Origin of the sequence: Actinoplanes sp. URMC 104 (assembly GCF_051386375.1) — a bacterium.
Lineage (GTDB): Bacteria > Actinomycetota > Actinomycetes > Mycobacteriales > Micromonosporaceae > Actinoplanes.
In genome coordinates this window covers 2,719,422-2,737,181 of the sequence record NZ_JBPQTO010000011.1, presented here as the reverse complement: position 1 = coordinate 2,737,181, position 17,760 = coordinate 2,719,422, and the positions used below count along the sequence as shown (strand labels likewise).

Sequence of the window (17,760 nt, the reverse complement as noted above, 5' to 3'; positions counted from 1 at the left end):
ACACGTCCTACTTAGTACCAGGGCGGTAGCTGTCTGTCCACGTCGATGTATACGCTACGCAACTGCGAGCCGGGAATCGCTCGTCATCACTCTCAGCGACGAGAGAGGCATCGAAACTTTCGGATCGAAGCCGAAAAGGGAAGTCAGTCGAAGACTTCGGCGATCACGCGACCGGCGGGGGCGCCACCGTCCGCTGTCACCGGCTGCCACTTGCCGTCCGGGGCCCGCCACTCCAGGTCGCCGAAACGTACCCGTTCGAGACCGGTCGCCGAGGCGTGGGCGACGAGCCAGTGGGCATACCGCCAGCCGGAGCTGTTGTCGGTGACCTTGACGGTGAGCCCGGCCGCCTGCTTCGCCGTCGCCGACTCGGGCAGCTTCCTGCCCCAGTCGAGCCGCATGCCCCGCAGGAGCGCCGCGGTCGCCGCGGCGCCGCGCACCGCGGGCGAGTTGCTCACGACGCACTCGACGGCGCCGGTGGCCCGCCCGGTCAGCGCCCGGGCCAGCACCTCGGACTCGTCGGCCCATTTCTGGTACGCGTTGGGGTAGGCCGACCGTTGGACCCGCTGCGCCGCGTCGGTGACCCGCATCTTCTGGTAGCCCTTGACCCGCTTGAGCGAGGCGTAGAACTTCTCCGCCGCGTACCGCGGGTCCTTGATCTGCTCGATCGTGCCCCAGCCCTGGCTGGGCCGTTGCTGGAACAGGCCCACCGAGTCGCGGTCGCCGTCGTCGAGGTTCTCCAGCTTCGACTCCTGCAGCGCGGTCGCCAGCGCGACCACCACCGCCCGCTCGGGCATGCCCCGGCGCAGCCCCACCGCCGTGATCGTGGCGGCGTTGGCCATCTGCACGTAGTCGAGGGTGACCTCGCCGTCGGCCCGCACCGTGCACTCCGGGCCCAGCTTGGGCAGCTTGATGTCGCCCGAGAACGTGGTGACGACCGCGAACACGCCGAGCGCACCGACGAGCGCGACAATCGCGAGCGCCACGATCGGTGTCTTGCGCACCACACCCCCACGTCAGTTGTTGTTCAAGCGACAAGAGTAGTCAACGAGGCCATCCGTTTCGTGTCACCGGTCCGCGGACGGAGTTACGGGAACCCAGGTGGCGGCGCGTTTCTCGCGGAACGCGGCCACGCCCTCGCGCCCCTCGGGGGAGCGGAAGTAGCCCGCGGAGCGCGTCGACAGCTCGGCCAGCTCGGCCCGGATGGGGCCGGAGGGCGTACGCCGGAGCAGTTGTTTGGCGCCGGCGAGCGCGAGCGGCCCGCCCAGCACGAGGCTGTCGCAGTAGCGGCGGACGGCGTCGTCGAGCTCGTCCGCCTCGACGGCCGCGGTCACCAGACCGATCCGCTCCGCCCGGTCGCCGTCGAAGACGTCGCCGGTGAGGTAGAGCTCGGCGGCCGCGCGGGGCGCCAGCCGGGGCAGCACCGTCGCGCTGATCACCGCCGGGATCACGCCGAGGCGCACCTCGGAGAAGGCGAACGTGGCCCCGCGCGCGCAGACGGCGATGTCGGCGGCCGCGATCAGGCCCAGGCCGCCGGCGCGGGCCGGTCCGCCGACGCGCGCGACGACCGGCTTGGGGAACTCCCAGAGCGCGGCGAGCACGTCGGCGATCATCTCGGCGGGCACCCGGCCGGCCGCGCGGGCCTCCGCGGTCTCCTTGAGGTCGGCGCCCGAGCAGAACACCGGGCCGGTGTGCGAGAGCACCACGACGCGTACGGAAGGGTCGGTCAGCGCCTCGGCGAGCGCGTCGAGCAGCTCACGCATCAGCGGGGTGGACAGGGCGTTGCGGTTCGCGGGGGAGTCCAGGGTCATGGTGGTCACCCCGGCGCCGGTGACGGTACGGACCAGAGCCATGGCGGAACACTAACGGCAGCCGTGCACACTTGAGGGATGGCCGGCGCACTTCCCGATGGCGAACCCGTACCGCTCGACGGCTCCCTCCCCGCCGAGGCGACGGCGCATGTCGGCAGGGACGGCTTCGCGGTGTACGTCCACGTGCCGTTCTGCGCGAGCCGCTGCGGCTACTGCGACTTCAACACGTACACCTCGAGCGAGCTCGGCGGCGGCGCGAGCCGCGAGACGTACGCCGACACCGTGCTCCAGGAGCTCAAGCTGGCGCAGAGCACGATCGCGCCCCGCCAGGTCGACACGGTGTTCTTCGGCGGCGGCACCCCCACCCTGCTCGACGCCGACGACCTGGGCCGCATCCTCGAGGGCATCGACGCCGCCTGGGGGCTGGCCCCGGGCGCCGAGGTGACCACCGAGGCCAACCCCGAGTCGGTGGACCCCGGCTATCTGCGCCGCCTGCGCCGGCACGGGTTCACCCGCGTCTCGCTGGGCATGCAGTCCGCCGCCTCCGCGGTGCTGCGCATCCTCGACCGCCGGCACACGGCCGGGCGCGCCCCGCAGGCGGCGATCGAGGCGCGCGAGGCCGGCTTCGAGCACGTCAACCTCGACCTGATCTACGGCACGCCGGGGGAGACCGCGGACGACTTCGCGGGCTCGCTGCGCAGCGTCGTCGAGGCGGGGGTGGACCACGTCAGCGCGTACGCCCTGATCGTCGAGGACGGCACGCGGATGGCGGCCCGGATGCGGCGGGGCGAGATCCCGTACCCCTCCGACGACGTGGCGGCCGACCGCTACCTGGCGGCCGAGGCGGCGCTGAGCGAGGCCGGCTTCCGGTGGTACGAGGTGTCCAACTGGGCGACCGGCGACGACGCGCGCTGCCGGCACAACCTGCTCTATTGGACCGGCGCGGACTGGTGGGGGCTGGGGCCCGGCGCGCACAGCCACGTCGGCGGCGTGCGCTGGTGGAACGTCAAGCACCCCGCGGCGTACGCGAAGCGGGTCCTCGAGGGGCTCTCGCCGGGCCAGGGGCGCGAGCTGCTCACGGCGGAGGACAGGCACGTCGAGGACGTGATGCTGCGGGTGCGCCTGCGCGAGGGCATCGCGCTCGACCGGGTCGACGCCGGCGGCGCCCAGCAGGCGCTCGCCGGCGGGCTGCTCGACCCCGCGGCGTACGAGCGGGGTCGTCTGGTCCTCACCCTGCGTGGCCGCCTGCTGGCCGACGCCGTGATCCGCGACGTGGTGTGACGTTATTTGATCAGGTTGAGCGTGAGCGGGTAGGCGTACGGCTCGTTGTTGACCGCCTTGAGGCCGGCGACCACGCCGAAGACGATCGAGATCAGCGCGGCGATCGGGATGATGACGAAGCCGATGAGCGCGCAGGCGCTGGCCCAGCCGATCACGCCGACGACCGACCACACGATCTGGAAGTTGAGCGCCTTGACCGCCTCGGCCCGTACGGCCGGGGACTGGTTGCCCTTGGCGAGCAGCACGATCAGCGGCGCCACCCAGCCGCACAGGCCGCCGCCGAGGAACGCCCCGGCCGCGCCGCCGAAGTGCGTGATCAGCGCCCAGGTCCGGTCGTCGGCGGTGGGGGCGGCGCCGTGACCGGGCTGCTGATAGCCGTACGACGGGGGCGGCCCGTAACCGGGCGGCGGCCCATAGGCGGGCGGCGGCTCATAGGCGGGCGGCGGCTCGTAGGCCCGCGGCGGCTCGTAGGCCCGCGGCGGCTCGTACGGCGGTGGTGTCGAACCCGGGGCCGGGTCGTTACCCGCATAGGGGTGGAACGGCCGGGTGGGATCGTCCGGATTTCCCGCACCGGGCGGCCGAGGTGGTTCACTCATGGTCTCACCGTAGAGCCGCAGCTCGATGCGCCCCCCGGCGACATGCTGATCTTGCCGGGAACGAAGGTGTGCACTCGATCATCGCGCTGCCGCCTGCGGCGACGTAGACTGGCACTCGATCAGCGTGAGTGCCAAGAGGGAGGGGTCATATGAGTCTGGATGACCGCAAGCTCGAGGTGCTGCGGGCAATCGTCGAGGACTACGTCGAGACGCAGGAGCCCGTGGGCTCCAAGTCACTCGTCGAGCGGCACCAGCTCGGTGTCTCTCCGGCCACCGTGCGCAACGACATGGCGGTGCTGGAGGAGGAGGGCTACATCCGGCAGCCGCACACGAGCGCCGGCCGGGTGCCCACCGACGCGGGCTACCGGCTGTTCGTCGACCGGCTCTCCAAGGTCAAGGCGCTCAGCCCCGCCGAGCGGCGGGCCATCGAGCGCTTCCTGATCGGCGCGGTCGACCTCGACGACGTCGTGCACCGCACGGTTCGCCTGCTCGCCCAGCTGACCCGCCAGGTCGCCGTCGTGCAATATCCGTCGCTGACCCGGTCGGCGGTGCGCCATCTGGAACTGGTGCCGATCTCCACCACGCGGCTCATGCTCGTGATGATCGCCGACACCGGCCGTGTCGAGCAGCGGCTGGTCGAGCTGCCCGGGCCCGTTCCGGCCGACGACGTGACCGACCTGCGCCGCCGGGTGAACGAGAAGCTCGCCGGGCAGAAGATGGCCGACACGCCGCCGCTGGTGCAGGGTCTGGTCGACGACTGCGCGCCGGACAGCCGCGCCACCATGGCCTGCCTGGCCTCGGTGCTGCTCGAGACCCTGGTCGAGCGCAGTGACGAGCGCCTCGCCTTGGCGGGCACGGCTAATCTGACCCGTGGTGGCGTGCTGGACTTCCAGGGCACGTTGCGCCCGGTCCTCGAGGCCCTCGAGGAGGAGGTCATCCTGCTGAAGCTGATCGGCGACCTGGAACCGAGCACCACCCGCGTCCGGATCGGTGACGAGAACCAGATCGACAACCTGCGGTCGGCGTCCGTGGTGAGCACCGGCTACGGCCCGGGCACCACGATCGTCGGTGGGCTCGGCGTGCTCGGCCCCACCCGGATGGATTACCCCGGCACCATCGCGACCGTGCGCGCGGTGGCACGCTACGTGGGCGACCTTCTAGCCCAGAACTGACGAGGATTGCGGAGCCCGTGGCCAAGGACTACTACGGCATTCTCGGCGTGAGCCGGGAAGCCACCGACGACGAGATCAAGCGCGCCTACCGCAAACTGGCTCGGCAATACCACCCGGACGTCAACCCGGATCCGGAAGCGCACGAGAAGTTCAAGGACATCAACGCGGCGTACGAGGTCCTGTCCGACGACCAGAAGCGGCAGATCGTCGACCTGGGCGGCGACCCGCTGGCGCCCGGCGGCGGCATGGGCCCCGGCGGGCCGGGCGGCGCGGGCGGCCCGTTCGTCGGCTTCCAGGACATCATGGACGCGTTCTTCGGCACCGCGGCCGGCGGCAACACCCGTGGCCCGCGGCCGCGCACCCGCCCGGGCGCCGACGCGATCCTGCGGCTCGAGCTCGACCTGGTCGAGACGGCCTTCGGCGTCGAGGCGCCGATCACCGTGGACACCGCCGTGCTGTGCACCCAGTGCTCCGGCGCGGGCACGGCCCCGGGCACCCACCTGGCCACCTGTGACACGTGCGGCGGCCGCGGCGAGGTGCAGAGCGTGCAGCGCACGTTCCTCGGCCAGGTGGTGTCGTCGCGTCCGTGCGCGACCTGCCAGGGCCACGGCACGGTGATCCCGAACCCCTGCCCGACGTGCGCGGGCGACGGCCGCGTGCGCACCCGGCGCTCGCTCACGGTCAAGATCCCGGCCGGCGTCGAGGACGGGATGCGCATCCGGCTGGCCCAGCAGGGCGAGGTCGGGCCCGGCGGCGGCACGCCCGGTGACCTCTACGTCGAGATCCACGAGCGGCCGCACGACGTGTACTCGCGCAAGGGCGACGACCTGCACTGCCGCGTGACGCTGCCGATGACGGCGGCCGCGCTCGGCACCCGGCTGACCATCAAGACGCTGGACAGCGAGGAGGCCATCGAGGTCAAGCAGGGCACCCAGCCGGCCAGCACGCTGCGGATCCGCGGCAAGGGCGTGCCGCACCTGCGGGGTCAGGGCCGCGGCGACCTGTTCGTGCACCTCGACGTCAAGACGCCGACCAAGCTCACCGCCGAGCAGGAGCGGATGCTGCGCGACTTCGCCAAGACCCGCGGCGAGGACGTGGCGGAGCTCAGCAAGCAGGGCGGGTTCTTCAGCCGCATGCGCGACGCCTTCAACGGCCACTGACGCTCACGGGGCGGACGCGCCGAACAGCAGCATGTCCGCCACGAAGCAGGTGATCCGGCCGTGCGCGTCGCGGCCGATCCAGGTGGGATAGGCCCCGTCGCCCCAGCCGCTCGACCAGGCGACCATGTCGCCGTCCGCGACCGTGGTGAAGCGGGGGTCCCGCAGCTCCAGCGACTCCCACTCGCCGGCGAGGCGCTCGCGGTTGTCCTCGTCGACGAAGCACGCCATGCCGGCGTCGACGCCGAAGCCGTAGAACTCGTTGTAGCCCAGGTCGAGCAGGTCCTGTCCGTCGCGCAGGGCCGGCTCCCACCGCACGGGGTGGCGGTCGCTGACCTCGAGGCGGACGGCGGCCACGCGGGAGTGGCCGGGGTCGTCGGTGAAGGTGGCGAGGCTGACGGTCACGCAGTACGTGCCGGGCGGGACCATGGTGAGGAACGGTTCCTCGCCGTGGTCGAGCGAGGACGGGTCGGCCGCCACGAGCCGGCCCGACGGCAGGTTGAGCTTGCCGGCGGGGTGGGTGGACAGGCGCACCCGGCGGTCGCGGATCGCGCGCTCGGCGCCGTCGCGGAACAGCTCTTCGAGGCCGTACGGCTGCAGCGGGCGCGGCGGATGCCACGGGCGCTCCGCGGCGGTGCGCGCCGGCAGGTCGTGGCCGGCGGCGTCGAGGACGAGGAACGTGCCTCCGGCCGCGGGCGGGATCACGCAGACCTCGGAGAACGGCGCGGTGCACGCCTCGGCGTGGATCCGGGCGGTGCGCTCCAGCAGTGCGTTCCACCGGCCGAAGGCGGGGATCGGCAGCCGCGGCGCGACGAAGCCGTCGTCGGCGAACGTGTGCCGGCCGCCGCGGGCGCCGGCGGGCTCGATCGAGTCGGAGCGGCGGCCGCTCAGCTGCCACGACGTGGTGTGCCGGGCCGGGCCGTCCCAGGTCGTCGACTCGCGCAGGAACAGGTCGCCCTCGGGCGCGCGGCGCAGCTCGTGGACCGCGGTCCGCTCGCCCGCGTCGTCGTAGTGGACGACGCCGCAGTAACCCTCTGTCCACGAAATGTTGAGCACGCTGCGTAGTCGGCCACCGGAGAGCAGAACGACCGAGTACGGCTTGCCGAAGGAGTCACGCGCCTCGGCCTGGTCGGAGGTCAACGGGTTGACCAGCCCGTCGTCCCAGCCCTCGCAATACACCGCCGCCAGCGTCGTCTCCATGAGCGGCGATCCTATGTTCCCCGGGCCCCCGGGCGCCGCCCCGCAGCTGCAACTTTTTGTCACTGCGGGGCGGCGGTGGATCACACAGCGAGCTGATCGCCGACGAGAAGCGGCGGCTCAGCGCTGGGCGAGGGCGCGGCCCGCCTCGATGGCGGCCTCGTGGGCGGCCTTGCGCATCAGCTCGGCGGTGTCGCGCAGCGACTCCATCGCGGGGTTCACGGCGGCCAGGGTCAGCTCGAGCTCGATCAGCGTCAGGTCGGCGCCCCACACGTCGCCGACGATGCGGCGCAGGAAGTCGGTGTTGTGGTCCCAGCCCTCGCGCGGGGTGCCCTTGGAGTAGCCGCCGCCCCGGGTGGTGAGCACGATCGCCGGCTTGCCGTCGAGCAGCCGCTCGCCCTGCTCGCCGCCGGCGATGGCCAGGTCCATCCACGTCTTCACGTGCTGCGACACGCCCCAGTTGTAGAGCGGCAGCGCCAGGATCACGGCCTCGGCGTTGCGCAGCTCGCCGGCCAGCTCGGCGGCGAGCGCGCGGGCGGCCCGCTGCTCGTCGGTCAGCTGGTCCTCCGGGGCGAACCCGGAGAGCACGGCCGCGGCCCAGGCGTCGGCCGGCAGCGGCGCGGCGGCGAGGTGGCGGCGCACGAAGGTGGTCCCCGGGCGGACGGCGGTGTACTCCGCCTCGGCGGAATCGGCCAGCGCGCTCGAGTGCGAGTTCGGGCCCATGATGCTCGAGTCGATGCGGAGAACGCTCACGGTTTTGCTCCCTCAGCTATTGAATGTTCAACTCGATGCTGACAGCTTCGAGTTGAACATTCAAGTGCGCGGAGGCGTTATTCTCTCCGCGTGAGCAGCGACACGCACGACGGGCAGGTGCCCTGGCTCGACAGCGAGGAACGCGCGGCATGGATGACGTTGATCACCATGCTGATGACCCTGCCCGCCGCCATCGAGGCACAGCTCAAGCGCGACTCGGGCCTCAACTTCTTCGAGTACTCGATCCTGTCGTCGCTGTCCCGGCCGCAGGAGCACGCGGTGCAGATGACCAACCTGGCGCACATGGCGGGCGGGTCGCTCTCCCGGCTGTCCCACGCGGTGAGCCGGCTCGAGCGGCAGGGCTACGTGAAACGCCGCACGAACACCGAGGGCGAGGGGCGGTGCATCCAGGCCGTGCTCACGCCGGAGGGGTACGCGGCGCTGGTCGCGGCGGCGCCGGGACACGTACGGGAGGCTCGTCGCCTGGTCTTCGACAACCTGAACACGGCGCAGGTCCGCCAGCTGCGGCGGATCGCGCACGAGATCGCCGGGGCCGCGGCGCCCGACACGCTGCAGCACATCGAGGCGGAGATCGAGTTGGCCGACCGCCTGGAGCGGGAGAGCTGAGCTCAGCCGCCGATCTGTGACCGCGCCCGGTCGACCAGGGTGGGCAGCAGCTCGGAGCGCCACATCTCCAGGTGCACGTTGCCGCTGGACATGCCGCCGTGGGCGAACTCCTCGCGGTAGACCCACGGCGCGGCCTCGGTGGCCAGGTCGACGCCGACCACCCGGTCGAAGGTGGCCTTGAGCAGCCGCTCCGCCTCGCCGACCGACGGCGGCAGATAGGTGCCGGTGAGCTGCTCGCACATGGCGCGCCAGACCCACGGATCGCCGCGCAGGCCCCAGCGCGGCGGCTCCGGGTCGAACAGATCGGTCACGAGCTTCACGAGATCAGCCTGGCACGGGCCGCGCCCGGGCGCAGCGCTCAGACGGTGACCGCGGGCACCGCGGCGGTCAGCGACCAGTCGTGGCTGATGTCGGCGGCCGTGCGCAGCAGCTTGGGCAGGTGGTCCTCGACCAGCGTCTCCACCGAGGTCTCGGCGGCGTGCACGGTCACGTTGATCGCGGCGACCACGCGGCCGTCCCCGTCGCGTACGCCCGTGGCGATCGACCGGATGCCCGGCGCGAGGTCCTGGTCGGCCAGCGCCCACCCCTTGGCCCGCACCTCGCGCAGCGACGCGTCGAGCTCCCCGGCCGTCGGCCGGCGGCGCGCGGTGATGCCCGACCTCGACTCCTGGGCCAGCACCGCCGCGAGCTCGGCGGCCGGCAGCGACGCCAGCAGCACCTTGCCCATCGAGGTGGCCGGCGCCGGGAAGCGGGTGCCGATCGTGACGGCGAGCGTGACGATCTTGGGCACCGCCACCCGGGCGACGTAGACGATGTCGGAGCCGTCGAGCTGGGCCATCGACGTCGACTCGCCGGTCTGCGCGACGAGCCGCTCCATGTGCGGGCGCGCCACGTCCCACATGGTCAGGGCGTTGACGTACGCCATCCCGAGCTCCAGCACCCTCGGAGTCAGCGCGTAGCCGCGGCCGTCGGCGCGCACGTAGCCCAGCGCCTCCAGCGTGATCAGGATGCGGCGCACCGTCGGCCGCGCGAGCCCGGTCAGCCCGGCGATCTCACTGAGCGTCATGGCCGGCGTGCCGGGGCGGAACGAGCGCAGGACGTCGAGGCCGCGGGCCAGCGCCTCGATGAAGTCCGGTCCGCCCCGCCCGCTGTCGGTCATGAAAGGGCACCCTACTTGGTGTACTGATACGGGTTGTGCAGGATCCGGGCCTCGGGGATGTCGGGGTTCATGCCCTGCCGCCAGGCCTGCTCGCCCAGCGTCTCACGCAGGTAGCCGATCGTCGCGTCGACCTTGGCGCGGGCCGCGGCCAGGCGAGAGTCCACGAGCCGGCCGTCGCGCTTGACCACGCGGCCGCCCACGACCACGGTGTGCACGTCGCCGCGCTGCGCCTGGAAGGCCACGTGACCGTACGGGTTGAGCAGCGGGAACATGGCGGGCGAGGCGTCGTTCTTGAGCAGCACCACGTCGGCCTGGCGACCCGGCGTGAGCGCCCCGATCGACGAGTCCAGGCCGAGCGCCCTGGCGCCGCCGCGGGTCGCCCAGTCGACGACCTGCTCGGCGCGCAGGTGGTGGTGCGTCACCGTCTCCTGGTTGCCGTGCGCCTCGAGGTGCTCGCGGGCGCGGTCGGCGTTCAGCGTCGAGCGCATCGCCGAGAACAGGTCGCCGCTCCACCAGACGCTGGTGTCCATCGACAGCGACACGTCGATGCCGTGCCGGCGCAGCTGCCAGGTGGGCGGATAGCCCTGCCCCGCGTTCTGCTCGCTTTCGGTGGACACCGACACCGAGCCGCCGGTCGCCGCGATCCGGTGGTAGGAGTCGCTGGTCAGCGTCGCCGCGTGCACATAGACCGTGCCGGGGCTCATGAAGCCGCCGTCGTGCATCAGCCGGATGCCGTCGTCGTTGGTGGCGCCCCAGACGCCCGCGTGCGTGGTGACCGGCGCGCCCAGCTCGCGTGCCACCTCGAAGGCGGCCTTCTCGGGGAACGCGGGGTCGCCGGTGACGTCGAACGCCATCTGGAAGCCGGCCAGCTTGCCGCCGTCGATGCGCCGGCGGTGGAAGTCCTGGAACTCGGGCGACGTGGCCCACTCCCACGGGCCCTGGTGGATGTTGCCGTACGCGAGGACGAACCGGCCGGGCACCGCCTCGAGCGCGTCGACGGCCGCGTCGGCGTGGTCGGTGGTGCGCAGGCCGTGCGACCAGTCCACGGTGGTGGTGACGCCGGCGTCGAGCGCCTCGAGCGCGCCGAGCAGGTTGCCCGCGTGGATGTCCTCCGGGCGGAAGTGCCTGCCGGACTCGAGGTAGTACCAGACGAAGTACTGGGTGAGGGTCCAGTCGGCGCCGTAGCCGCGCATCGCGGTCTGCCACAGGTGCCGGTGGGTGTCCACCATGCCCGGCATCAGGATGCCGCCGGAGGCGTCGATCTCCTCGTCGCCGTCGGGGGCGGTCAGGCCGTGTCCGACCTCGGCGATCCGGTCGCCGACGACGAGCACGTCGGCGTTCTCGAGCACGGTGTGCGAGTCGTCCATGGTCAGGACGAGGCCGTTACGGAAGATCATCGCCCGTCGCATCCTTTCTGATTCGGACTGCTGTCCGCTGAGCGGGCAGAGCGAGTGGCGTCAGTGTGCGCCGGGCCACTTTCCCGGTCAAGACCATGTTTCCGCCGGATCAACCGGGCGTTGACAGGGCCGGTGTGCTGGAGCAAGCTGGCGGCGCGGACGAGTGTCCGCAGAACGGGCGGTTCGCATGTCTGAGAACGGGCCACTGGCCGGCCTGCTCGTCGCCGACTTCTCCCGGATCCTCGCCGGGCCCTACGCGACGATGCTGCTGGCCGACCTGGGCGCTCAGGTGGTCAAGGTGGAGGGGCCGGCCGGCGACGACACCCGCACCTGGATGCCGCCGGTGCGCGACGACGTCGCGACGTACTACCTGGGCATCAACCGCAACAAGCGGTCGATCGCGCTGGACCTCAAGGACGAGGCGGACCTGGCCGACGCCCGCGAGCTGGCCCGCCGCGCCGACATCATGATCGAGAACTTCCGGCCGGGCGGGCTGGCCCGCTTCGGGCTGGACTACGACACCGTCGCCGCCGGCAACGAGAAGATCGTGTACGCGAGCATCAGCGGCTTCGGCTCGGGCAAGGGCGCGAGCCTGCCGGGGTACGACCTGATGGTCCAGGCGATCTCGGGGCTGATGAGCCTCACCGGCGACCCGGACGGCTCGCCCTACCGCGCGGGCATCTCGGTGTTCGACGTCATGGCGGGCATGCACGCGAACATCGGCATCCTGGCCGCCCTGCACGCGCGCGCCGCGACCGGCCGCGGGCAGCACGTCGAGGTCAACCTGCTCAGCTCCGCGCTGTCCGGGCTGGTCAACCACTCCAGCGCGTACGTCGCGGGCGGCACGGTGCCGTTCCGGATGGGCAACGCGCACCCCAGCCTGTTCCCGTACGAGCCGCTGCCCACCGCGGACGGCGAGCTCATCGTGATCGCCGGCAACGACGGGCAGTTCCGCAAGCTGTGCCAGGTGCTCGGGCTGCCCGAGCTGCCTGCCGACCCGCGGTTCGGGCGCAACCAGGACCGTACGGCCAACCGCGAACAGCTGCGCCCCATCCTCGTCGAGCGGCTCGCCACCCGGACCAAGGACGAATGGTTCCGTGACCTGATCGCGGCGGGCGTGCCGTGCGCGCCGATCAACACGATCGACGGCGGCGTCGCGCTGGCCGAGGAGCTCGGGCTCGACCCCGTGGTCACCACCGGCGGCGTGCCCGGCATCCGCAACCCCATCACCTTCAGCGAGACCCGGCCGCGGTACGAGCTGCCGCCGCCCGCGCTGGACCAGCACGGTGAGGAGATCCGCAAGTGGCTGAGGAGCTGAGCTTCCCGACCGGCCTCGGCACGTCGACGCCCGACACCATCTCGCTGCTCGGCCAGGACCTGGCCGCCGACCTGATGGGCAAGGTCGGGTTCGGCGAGCTGGCGTTCTGGCTGGTCGCCGGTCGGCGGCCCACGGCCGGGGAGGTGCGGGTCTTCGAGGCGGTGCTGGTGGCGCTGGCCGACCACGGGTTCACGCCCACCGCCATCGCCGCCCGGCTGACGTACCTCTCGGCGCCCGAGTCGCTGCAGGGCGCGCTCGCGGCCGGCCTGCTCGGCGGCGGGTCACGCTTCCTCGGCGTGACCGAGGACTGCGGGCAGTTCCTGGCCTCGACGCTGGTCGCGGCCGGGGTCGAGCGCGACTACGACGTGATCGCGCTGGACGCGGTCCGCAAAGCCAAGGCCGAGAAGCGCTTCATCCCCGGGCTGGGCCATCCGGTGCACAAGGACGAGGACCCGCGTACGCCCGTGCTCATCCGGATCGCCTCCGAGGAAGGCCTGCGGGGCCCGCACCTGCAGCTGTTCGAGGCGATCGGCCGGGTGCATCCCGAGGTGCTGGGACGGCGGCTGCCGCTCAACGGCGCCGGGGTGTGCGGGGCCGCGCTGGCCGACCTGGGGCTGCCGACCGAGCTGCTGCGCGGCTTCGCGCTGCTGGCCCGCGCGGCCGGGCTGCTCGGGCAGCTCGCCGAGGAACGCCGCACGCCGATCGGCATGGACGTCTATCGCACTGTGGACCGTAACGCCGTCTACTCGCCTCGAAGGGATTGAGAATGGCCAGCATCGTCGCGGTCATCGCCTCCACCCACCACCCGTTCTACTACCGGGCCAGCACCGCCACCGGCGAGGACCGGCCCCCGTTCGCCGACGAGTGGACCCGCAAGATCCTCGCCTTCCGCGAGACGCTGACCCGCGCCAACCCGGACGTGCTGGTCATGGTCGGCTCCGACCACTTCCACCAGCTGTGGCTCGACAACATGCCGCAGTTCCTGGTCGGCAAGGCGCCGTTCTACGACGCCAACTGGTACAACGAGGAACGCGAGTTCGGGCTGCCGCGCATGCTGCTCAAGGGCCAGGAGGACCTCTCGGCCCACGTGCTGCGCGCCGGCCTCGACGCGGGCTTCGACCTGGCGTTCAGCAACGAGCTGCGGATCGACCACAGCATCACCTGCCCGATCATCACGCTGCGGCCCGAGGCCGACCTGCCGATCGTGCCGATCTACACCAACATCTTCGCGCCGCCGCTGCCGCAGCCCTCGCGGTTCGTCAAGCTCGGCGAGACCATCCGCGAGATCGTCGAGCAGTGGCCGTCCTCTTTGAGAGTCGCGATCATCGGGACCGGTCACCTGTCGCTCGAGCTCGGCGGGCCGCGGCAGTTCGGTCCGCACGGCCCCGACCCCGAGTTCGACCGGCGGGCCGTCGAGTGGATCGCGACCGGCGACCTCGACAACTGCCTGCGCGAGGTGACGCTGGACAGCCTGCACTCGCCGGGCAACGCCACCCACGGGTTCATGGACTTCATGCTGATGATGGGCGTGGCCGGCGCCGGGGCCAAGGCCGACCACGTCGACACGCTCGACCTGTTCCACACCATGGAGGCGTACTTCACCTGGTACCCGAACGGAGCGCCGGCATGAGCAAGTACCTGCTCAACAAGTTCCTGTACACGGTGGACCGCGACCCCGCGCTCGTCGAGCGCTACCGCTCCGACCCCCGCGAGCTCGTGACGTGGTGGGAGGCCTCGCTCGCCAACACGCTGCTCAACTGCGTCGCCGGCGAGTCGAGCACCTGGCTGCGCTTCACCGACGACGAGCGGGCGGCCCTGGTGGCACACGACCACGTGCGCCTCTTCGAGCTCGGCGCGCACCCGTTCCTCACGCTGACGCTGTTCATCGCGATGTTCGAGCGCGACAACACCGAGCCGCTGCAGTACCAGAAGGCGTACGGGGCCCGGCTCGCGCACTTCGACCTGCCGTACCCGGACATCGCGACATGATGCCGGCGGCCGTGCTGCGGGTGTGCGGCCGGCCGCCGTCGGTCGAGCACCGGCGCCCGCCCGTGCCGCACGCGGGCGAGGTGCCGATCCGGGTCGCGGCGGCGCCGATCACCCCGCTGGACGTGCTGTGCGCGAGCGGGACCAGCTACTTCGGGCCGCCCGCCACGCCGTACGTGCCCGGGGTGCAGGGCGTGGGGCACCGCGACGACGGCACACCGGTCTGGTTCGCCACCTCGGCGGGCATGCGGCCCGGCGACGGCAGCATGGCCGCCGAGGTCGCCATCCCGTACGTCGACGTGGTCCCGCTGCCGCCCGAGGCCCCGCTCACCCTGATCGCCGCGCTGGGGCTGTCCGCCGTGGCCGCGCACGCCGCGCTGACCCGCGCCGGCGGGCTGGCCGAGGGCGAGGTGGTCGTGGTGCTCGGCGCCGGTGGGGTGGTCGGGCAGGCCGCGATCCAGCTCGCGCTGCTCGCCGGCGCGTCCCGCGTGATCGCCGTGGCCCGGTCGGAGGCGGCGCTCGAACGGGCCCGGCAGCTCGGCGCCGAACAGGCCGTGCCGCTGCTGCCCGACGACGACCCGGCCGCGCTGGCCGAGCGGCTGCGCGCCGTCACCGGGCTCGTCGACCTCGTGCTCGACCCCGTCTTCGGGGTGCCGGCCGCCGCCGCGCTGCGGGTGCTGCGCCCGCGCGGTCGCCTCGTCAACCTGGGCAGCTCGGCCGGGGCGACCGCGCCGCTCGACTCGGTGACGCTGCGCAGCGGCTCGTTGCGGATCCTCGGCTACACCAACAACGCGCTGTCGGTGGGTGAGCGGGCCGAGTCGCTCGGCGTGGTGGCCGAGCATGCCACGGCGGGGCGGCTCACGGTGGCGCACGAGGTGGTGCCGTTCGGGGAAGTGGAAGCGGCCTGGTCGCGTCGAGGGGGCGGGCGGGTCGTGCTGGCTTTCTAGTTGTCCACAATCGTGGTCTGTCCACAGGCCGCTCCGCGAAGATCGGCAAGAGCCGCGACAATCGGACGGGGGGTCCCCCAAGGGAGGGCGGGCTCTATCCGTGGGCCGTCAATAACGCCTACAGGGGCAGGATCTCCAGCTCCCGCAGGCGGGCCGGGTCGCCGACGGCGTCCATCGCGGTGATCCGGCCCCCGGCCATCGTGAACACGACGACGAGCAGCGTGTCGTCGCCCGGGGCGACCCGGATGCCGAGCGACCCGCCGATGAGCGCGGCGTGGGCGTTGCGGGCCTTGCCGGTGAAGAACCGGGCCAGCGCGTCGGCGCCCTGCGGCTCGACGGCCGTGCCCATCCGCTGCCGGGCGTAGTCGTCGACCCGCAGCCGCACGTCCGGGTCGAGCAAGGACAGCAGCGTCGCGAACTCGCCGTCGCGCGAGGCGGCCAGGAACGCGTCGACGACCTCGCGGCCGGCGGGCCGGTCGGCCGGACGTCCCTGGACCCGGCGGCGGGCCCGGCTGGCGAGCTGGCGGGCCGCCTCGGGCGAGCGCCCCACGATCGGCGCGACCTCGTCGAACGGCACCGCGAACAGGTCGTGCAGCACGAACGCGAGCCGCTCGGCCGGGGTCAGCGTGTCGAGGACGACCAGCAGCGCCAGCCCGACCGAGTCGGCCAGCAACGCCTCCTCCTCGGGTCCGCCGTTCGCCGGCCCGTCCTCCAGAACGGACTCGTGGCGCGATGCCCGGGAGCGCAGCATGTCCAGGCACACCCGGCCGACGACCGTGGTGAGCCACGCGTCCAGGTTGTCGATCTCGCGGGCGCCGGTCCGGTTCAGCCGCAGCCAGGCCTCCTGCACGGCGTCCTCGGCCTCGGCCGTGGAGCCGAGCATCCGGTAGGCCACGGCCCGCAGCCGCGGCCGGCTCGCCTCGAACCGTTCCAGGTCGTTCATGCGCTCCTCCTTGTGGCCCGCGTCACAGCTGTCACATCGGCCCGCTCGTCTCCGTCAGTGGTGCGACGGACGAGAGCGCGCCGATGTGACGCGCCGCCGCGAGAAAGTCGGAGGAGACCCTCATGCAGGCTCGCCTGGAGAACCCCGCCGGACTGCTGCCCGACACGATGCAGGCCATCAACATCCTCTACAAGTCGGCCCACTCGGCGGGCGTCGACCCGGACGTCCTCGAGCTGGTGCACCTGCGCGGCAGCCAGATCAACGGCTGTGCGCCGTGCGTCGAGTCGGGCGCCCGCAACGCCCGCAAGAACGGCTGGAGCGACGAGCGGCTGTTCACCGTCGCGGTCTGGCGCGAGACACCGTTCTTCAGCGACGCCGAACGGGCCGCGCTCGACCTGGCCGAGCACGCCACCCGGATGGCCGACACCCCGGACGCCGTGCCCGACGCGGTGTGGGCGGAGGCCGCCCGCCACTTCGACGACCGCCAGCTGGCCGCGATCGTGCTGTGGATCGCCGTGACGAACTTCTTCAACCGCATCAACGTCACGACCCGCCAGCAGGCGCCGCAGCACTGGGGCTGAGCGCCGGTCCGATAGCGTACGCGGGTGTCTGCGCCGCTCTTCCTGGTCGACGCCCTGCCCGCGGGCGCGTCGTTCCTGCTCGACGGGCCCGAGGGTCATCACGCCGCCACCGTGCAGCGGCTGCGGGCCGGCGAGACGCTGCTGCTCGCCGACGGCCGCGGCGGCAGCGCGACCGGCCGGGTGACCGCGGTCGGCAAGGGCAGCGTCGAGGTCGAAATCGTCTCCCGGCAGTCCGTTCCCGCCGCCGACCCGCGGCTGGTGGTCGTGCAGGGCATCGCCAAGGGCGACCGGGGCGAGCTCGCCGTCCAGGCGATGACCGAGATCGGCGTCGACGAGATCGTCCCGTGGGCGGCGTCGCGCTCGGTGGCCCAGTGGCGCGGCGACCGCGGGTTCAAGGCCCGCGACAAGTGGGCCGCCACCGCGCGCGAGGCCGCCAAACAGGCCCGCCGTACGTGGCTGCCGGTCGTCGGCGGCGATCCCGACTGCTCCACCAAGCAGGTCGCCGCCCGGCTGGGGCCGCACGCCTTCGTCCTGCATGAGGAGGCGACCGAGCGGCTGACCTCCGTGCCGCTGCCGGGGGCGGGCGAGATCGTGCTCGTGGTCGGGCCCGAGGGCGGCATCAGCGACTCGGAACTGGCAACCTTCACGGCCGCCGGCGCCACCGTCGTACGGCTCGGGCCCGAGGTGCTGCGCACGTCGACCGCCGGGGTTGCGGCCCTGTCGGTGCTTTCGGCGCGGCTCGGCCGCTGGTAGGTCGCTGGTCGCCCGGAGCCCGGTCGGTCGACAGCCCGGTCGTCCGGCTCGGTTGTCCACAGCTCGGTCGTCCACAGCTCGGTCG

General features: G+C 72.5%; 20 protein-coding genes. 11 read left to right on the top strand and 9 right to left on the bottom strand.

Going from position 1 to position 17,760, the window contains the following annotated elements; all coding sequences use genetic code 11:
- Positions 1–143: 143 nt before the first annotated feature.
- The gene (locus ACSNN8_RS38595) at positions 144–1,001 is read right to left on the bottom strand and encodes a hypothetical protein (RefSeq protein WP_436655329.1); all 858 of its coding nucleotides are present in this window, start codon (positions 999–1,001) and stop codon (positions 144–146) included.
- 63 nt (positions 1,002–1,064) lie between these two features.
- Positions 1,065–1,850 carry an enoyl-CoA hydratase-related protein gene (locus tag ACSNN8_RS38590; protein ID WP_436655327.1) on the bottom strand — a complete coding sequence of 262 codons (786 nt, stop codon included), beginning with the start codon at positions 1,848–1,850 and terminating at the stop codon, positions 1,065–1,067.
- 36 nt (positions 1,851–1,886) lie between these two features.
- On the opposite strand from ACSNN8_RS38590, the gene hemW reads away from it, so the two are divergent.
- A complete protein-coding gene (hemW, locus tag ACSNN8_RS38585) occupies positions 1,887–3,089 on the top strand; it encodes a radical SAM family heme chaperone HemW (protein WP_436655324.1) in 1,203 nt (400 codons plus the stop codon).
- Between the two features lie 2 nt (positions 3,090–3,091).
- On the opposite strand, the gene ACSNN8_RS38580 is transcribed toward hemW, so the two are convergent.
- The gene (locus ACSNN8_RS38580) at positions 3,092–3,685 is read right to left on the bottom strand and encodes a DUF4870 domain-containing protein (protein ID WP_436655322.1); all 594 of its coding nucleotides are present in this window, start codon (positions 3,683–3,685) and stop codon (positions 3,092–3,094) included.
- Positions 3,686–3,834: 149 nt separating this feature from the next.
- Between ACSNN8_RS38580 and hrcA the strand changes: the two genes are divergently transcribed.
- Entirely contained in the window at positions 3,835–4,857 is a 1,023-nt protein-coding gene (gene hrcA / locus ACSNN8_RS38575) for a heat-inducible transcriptional repressor HrcA (RefSeq protein ID WP_436655320.1), read from the top strand.
- A gap of 17 nt (positions 4,858–4,874) precedes the next feature.
- Positions 4,875–6,017, top strand: a complete 1,143-nt coding sequence (gene dnaJ / locus ACSNN8_RS38570; RefSeq protein WP_436655318.1) for a molecular chaperone DnaJ — start codon at positions 4,875–4,877, stop codon at positions 6,015–6,017.
- A gap of 3 nt (positions 6,018–6,020) precedes the next feature.
- On the opposite strand, the gene ACSNN8_RS38565 is transcribed toward dnaJ, so the two are convergent.
- Both ACSNN8_RS38565 and ACSNN8_RS38560 read right to left on the bottom strand, forming a co-directional pair.
- On the bottom strand, positions 6,021–7,214 hold the full coding sequence (locus ACSNN8_RS38565; protein ID WP_436655316.1) for a DUF4241 domain-containing protein: 1,194 nt from the start codon (positions 7,212–7,214) through the stop codon (positions 6,021–6,023).
- A 117-nt stretch (positions 7,215–7,331) separates the two neighbouring features.
- Positions 7,332–7,964: an NAD(P)H-dependent oxidoreductase gene (locus ACSNN8_RS38560; protein ID WP_436655314.1), complete on the bottom strand. Its 633-nt coding sequence runs from the start codon at positions 7,962–7,964 to the stop codon at positions 7,332–7,334.
- Between the two features lie 90 nt (positions 7,965–8,054).
- Between ACSNN8_RS38560 and ACSNN8_RS38555 the strand changes: the two genes are divergently transcribed.
- Complete coding sequence (locus ACSNN8_RS38555; protein WP_436655312.1) at positions 8,055–8,591, top strand: MarR family winged helix-turn-helix transcriptional regulator; 537 nt, start codon at positions 8,055–8,057, stop codon at positions 8,589–8,591.
- A gap of 2 nt (positions 8,592–8,593) precedes the next feature.
- Here the strand turns inward: ACSNN8_RS38555 and ACSNN8_RS38550 are convergent, their stop codons facing one another.
- From ACSNN8_RS38550 to ACSNN8_RS38540, 3 genes are read right to left on the bottom strand one after another with little or no spacing between them, the layout of a single operon-like run.
- Entirely contained in the window at positions 8,594–8,911 is a 318-nt protein-coding gene (locus tag ACSNN8_RS38550; RefSeq protein WP_436655310.1) for a hypothetical protein, read from the bottom strand.
- 38 nt (positions 8,912–8,949) lie between these two features.
- On the bottom strand, positions 8,950–9,750 hold the full coding sequence (locus ACSNN8_RS38545; RefSeq protein ID WP_436655308.1) for an IclR family transcriptional regulator domain-containing protein: 801 nt from the start codon (positions 9,748–9,750) through the stop codon (positions 8,950–8,952).
- An 11-nt stretch (positions 9,751–9,761) separates the two neighbouring features.
- Positions 9,762–11,147: an amidohydrolase family protein gene (locus tag ACSNN8_RS38540; protein ID WP_436655306.1), complete on the bottom strand. Its 1,386-nt coding sequence runs from the start codon at positions 11,145–11,147 to the stop codon at positions 9,762–9,764.
- Between the two features lie 187 nt (positions 11,148–11,334).
- Between ACSNN8_RS38540 and ACSNN8_RS38535 the strand changes: the two genes are divergently transcribed.
- Genes ACSNN8_RS38535 through ACSNN8_RS38515 form a run of 5 tightly spaced genes read left to right on the top strand, consistent with a single transcriptional unit; the run spans position 11,335 to position 15,398 of the window.
- Positions 11,335–12,465 carry a CaiB/BaiF CoA transferase family protein gene (locus ACSNN8_RS38535; protein ID WP_436655304.1) on the top strand — a complete coding sequence of 377 codons (1,131 nt, stop codon included), beginning with the start codon at positions 11,335–11,337 and terminating at the stop codon, positions 12,463–12,465.
- On the top strand, positions 12,450–13,229 hold the full coding sequence (locus ACSNN8_RS38530; RefSeq protein WP_436655302.1) for a citryl-CoA lyase: 780 nt from the start codon (positions 12,450–12,452) through the stop codon (positions 13,227–13,229). Before ACSNN8_RS38535 ends, ACSNN8_RS38530 begins: the two co-directional genes overlap by 16 nt.
- A 2-nt stretch (positions 13,230–13,231) precedes the next feature.
- The gene (locus ACSNN8_RS38525) at positions 13,232–14,095 is read left to right on the top strand and encodes an extradiol ring-cleavage dioxygenase (RefSeq protein ID WP_436655300.1); all 864 of its coding nucleotides are present in this window, start codon (positions 13,232–13,234) and stop codon (positions 14,093–14,095) included.
- Positions 14,092–14,454, top strand: a complete 363-nt coding sequence (locus ACSNN8_RS38520; protein WP_436655298.1) for a hypothetical protein — start codon at positions 14,092–14,094, stop codon at positions 14,452–14,454. The genes ACSNN8_RS38525 and ACSNN8_RS38520 overlap by 4 nt, the downstream gene beginning before the upstream one ends.
- Entirely contained in the window at positions 14,451–15,398 is a 948-nt protein-coding gene (locus ACSNN8_RS38515; RefSeq protein ID WP_436655296.1) for a quinone oxidoreductase family protein, read from the top strand. Before ACSNN8_RS38520 ends, ACSNN8_RS38515 begins: the two co-directional genes overlap by 4 nt.
- A gap of 118 nt (positions 15,399–15,516) precedes the next feature.
- Here ACSNN8_RS38515 and ACSNN8_RS38510 read toward each other — a convergent pair whose 3' ends face one another.
- Positions 15,517–16,341, bottom strand: a complete 825-nt coding sequence (locus ACSNN8_RS38510; protein WP_436655294.1) for a sigma-70 family RNA polymerase sigma factor — start codon at positions 16,339–16,341, stop codon at positions 15,517–15,519.
- Between the two features lie 122 nt (positions 16,342–16,463).
- On the opposite strand from ACSNN8_RS38510, the gene ACSNN8_RS38505 reads away from it, so the two are divergent.
- Together ACSNN8_RS38505 and ACSNN8_RS38500 are read left to right on the top strand one after the other, a co-directional pair.
- Positions 16,464–16,922 carry a carboxymuconolactone decarboxylase family protein gene (locus tag ACSNN8_RS38505; protein WP_436655292.1) on the top strand — a complete coding sequence of 153 codons (459 nt, stop codon included), beginning with the start codon at positions 16,464–16,466 and terminating at the stop codon, positions 16,920–16,922.
- A gap of 24 nt (positions 16,923–16,946) precedes the next feature.
- Positions 16,947–17,675 (top strand): 16S rRNA (uracil(1498)-N(3))-methyltransferase, encoded by a 729-nt coding sequence (locus ACSNN8_RS38500; protein ID WP_436655290.1) that lies wholly within the window; start codon positions 16,947–16,949, stop codon positions 17,673–17,675.
- Positions 17,676–17,760: the final 85 nt, after the last annotated feature.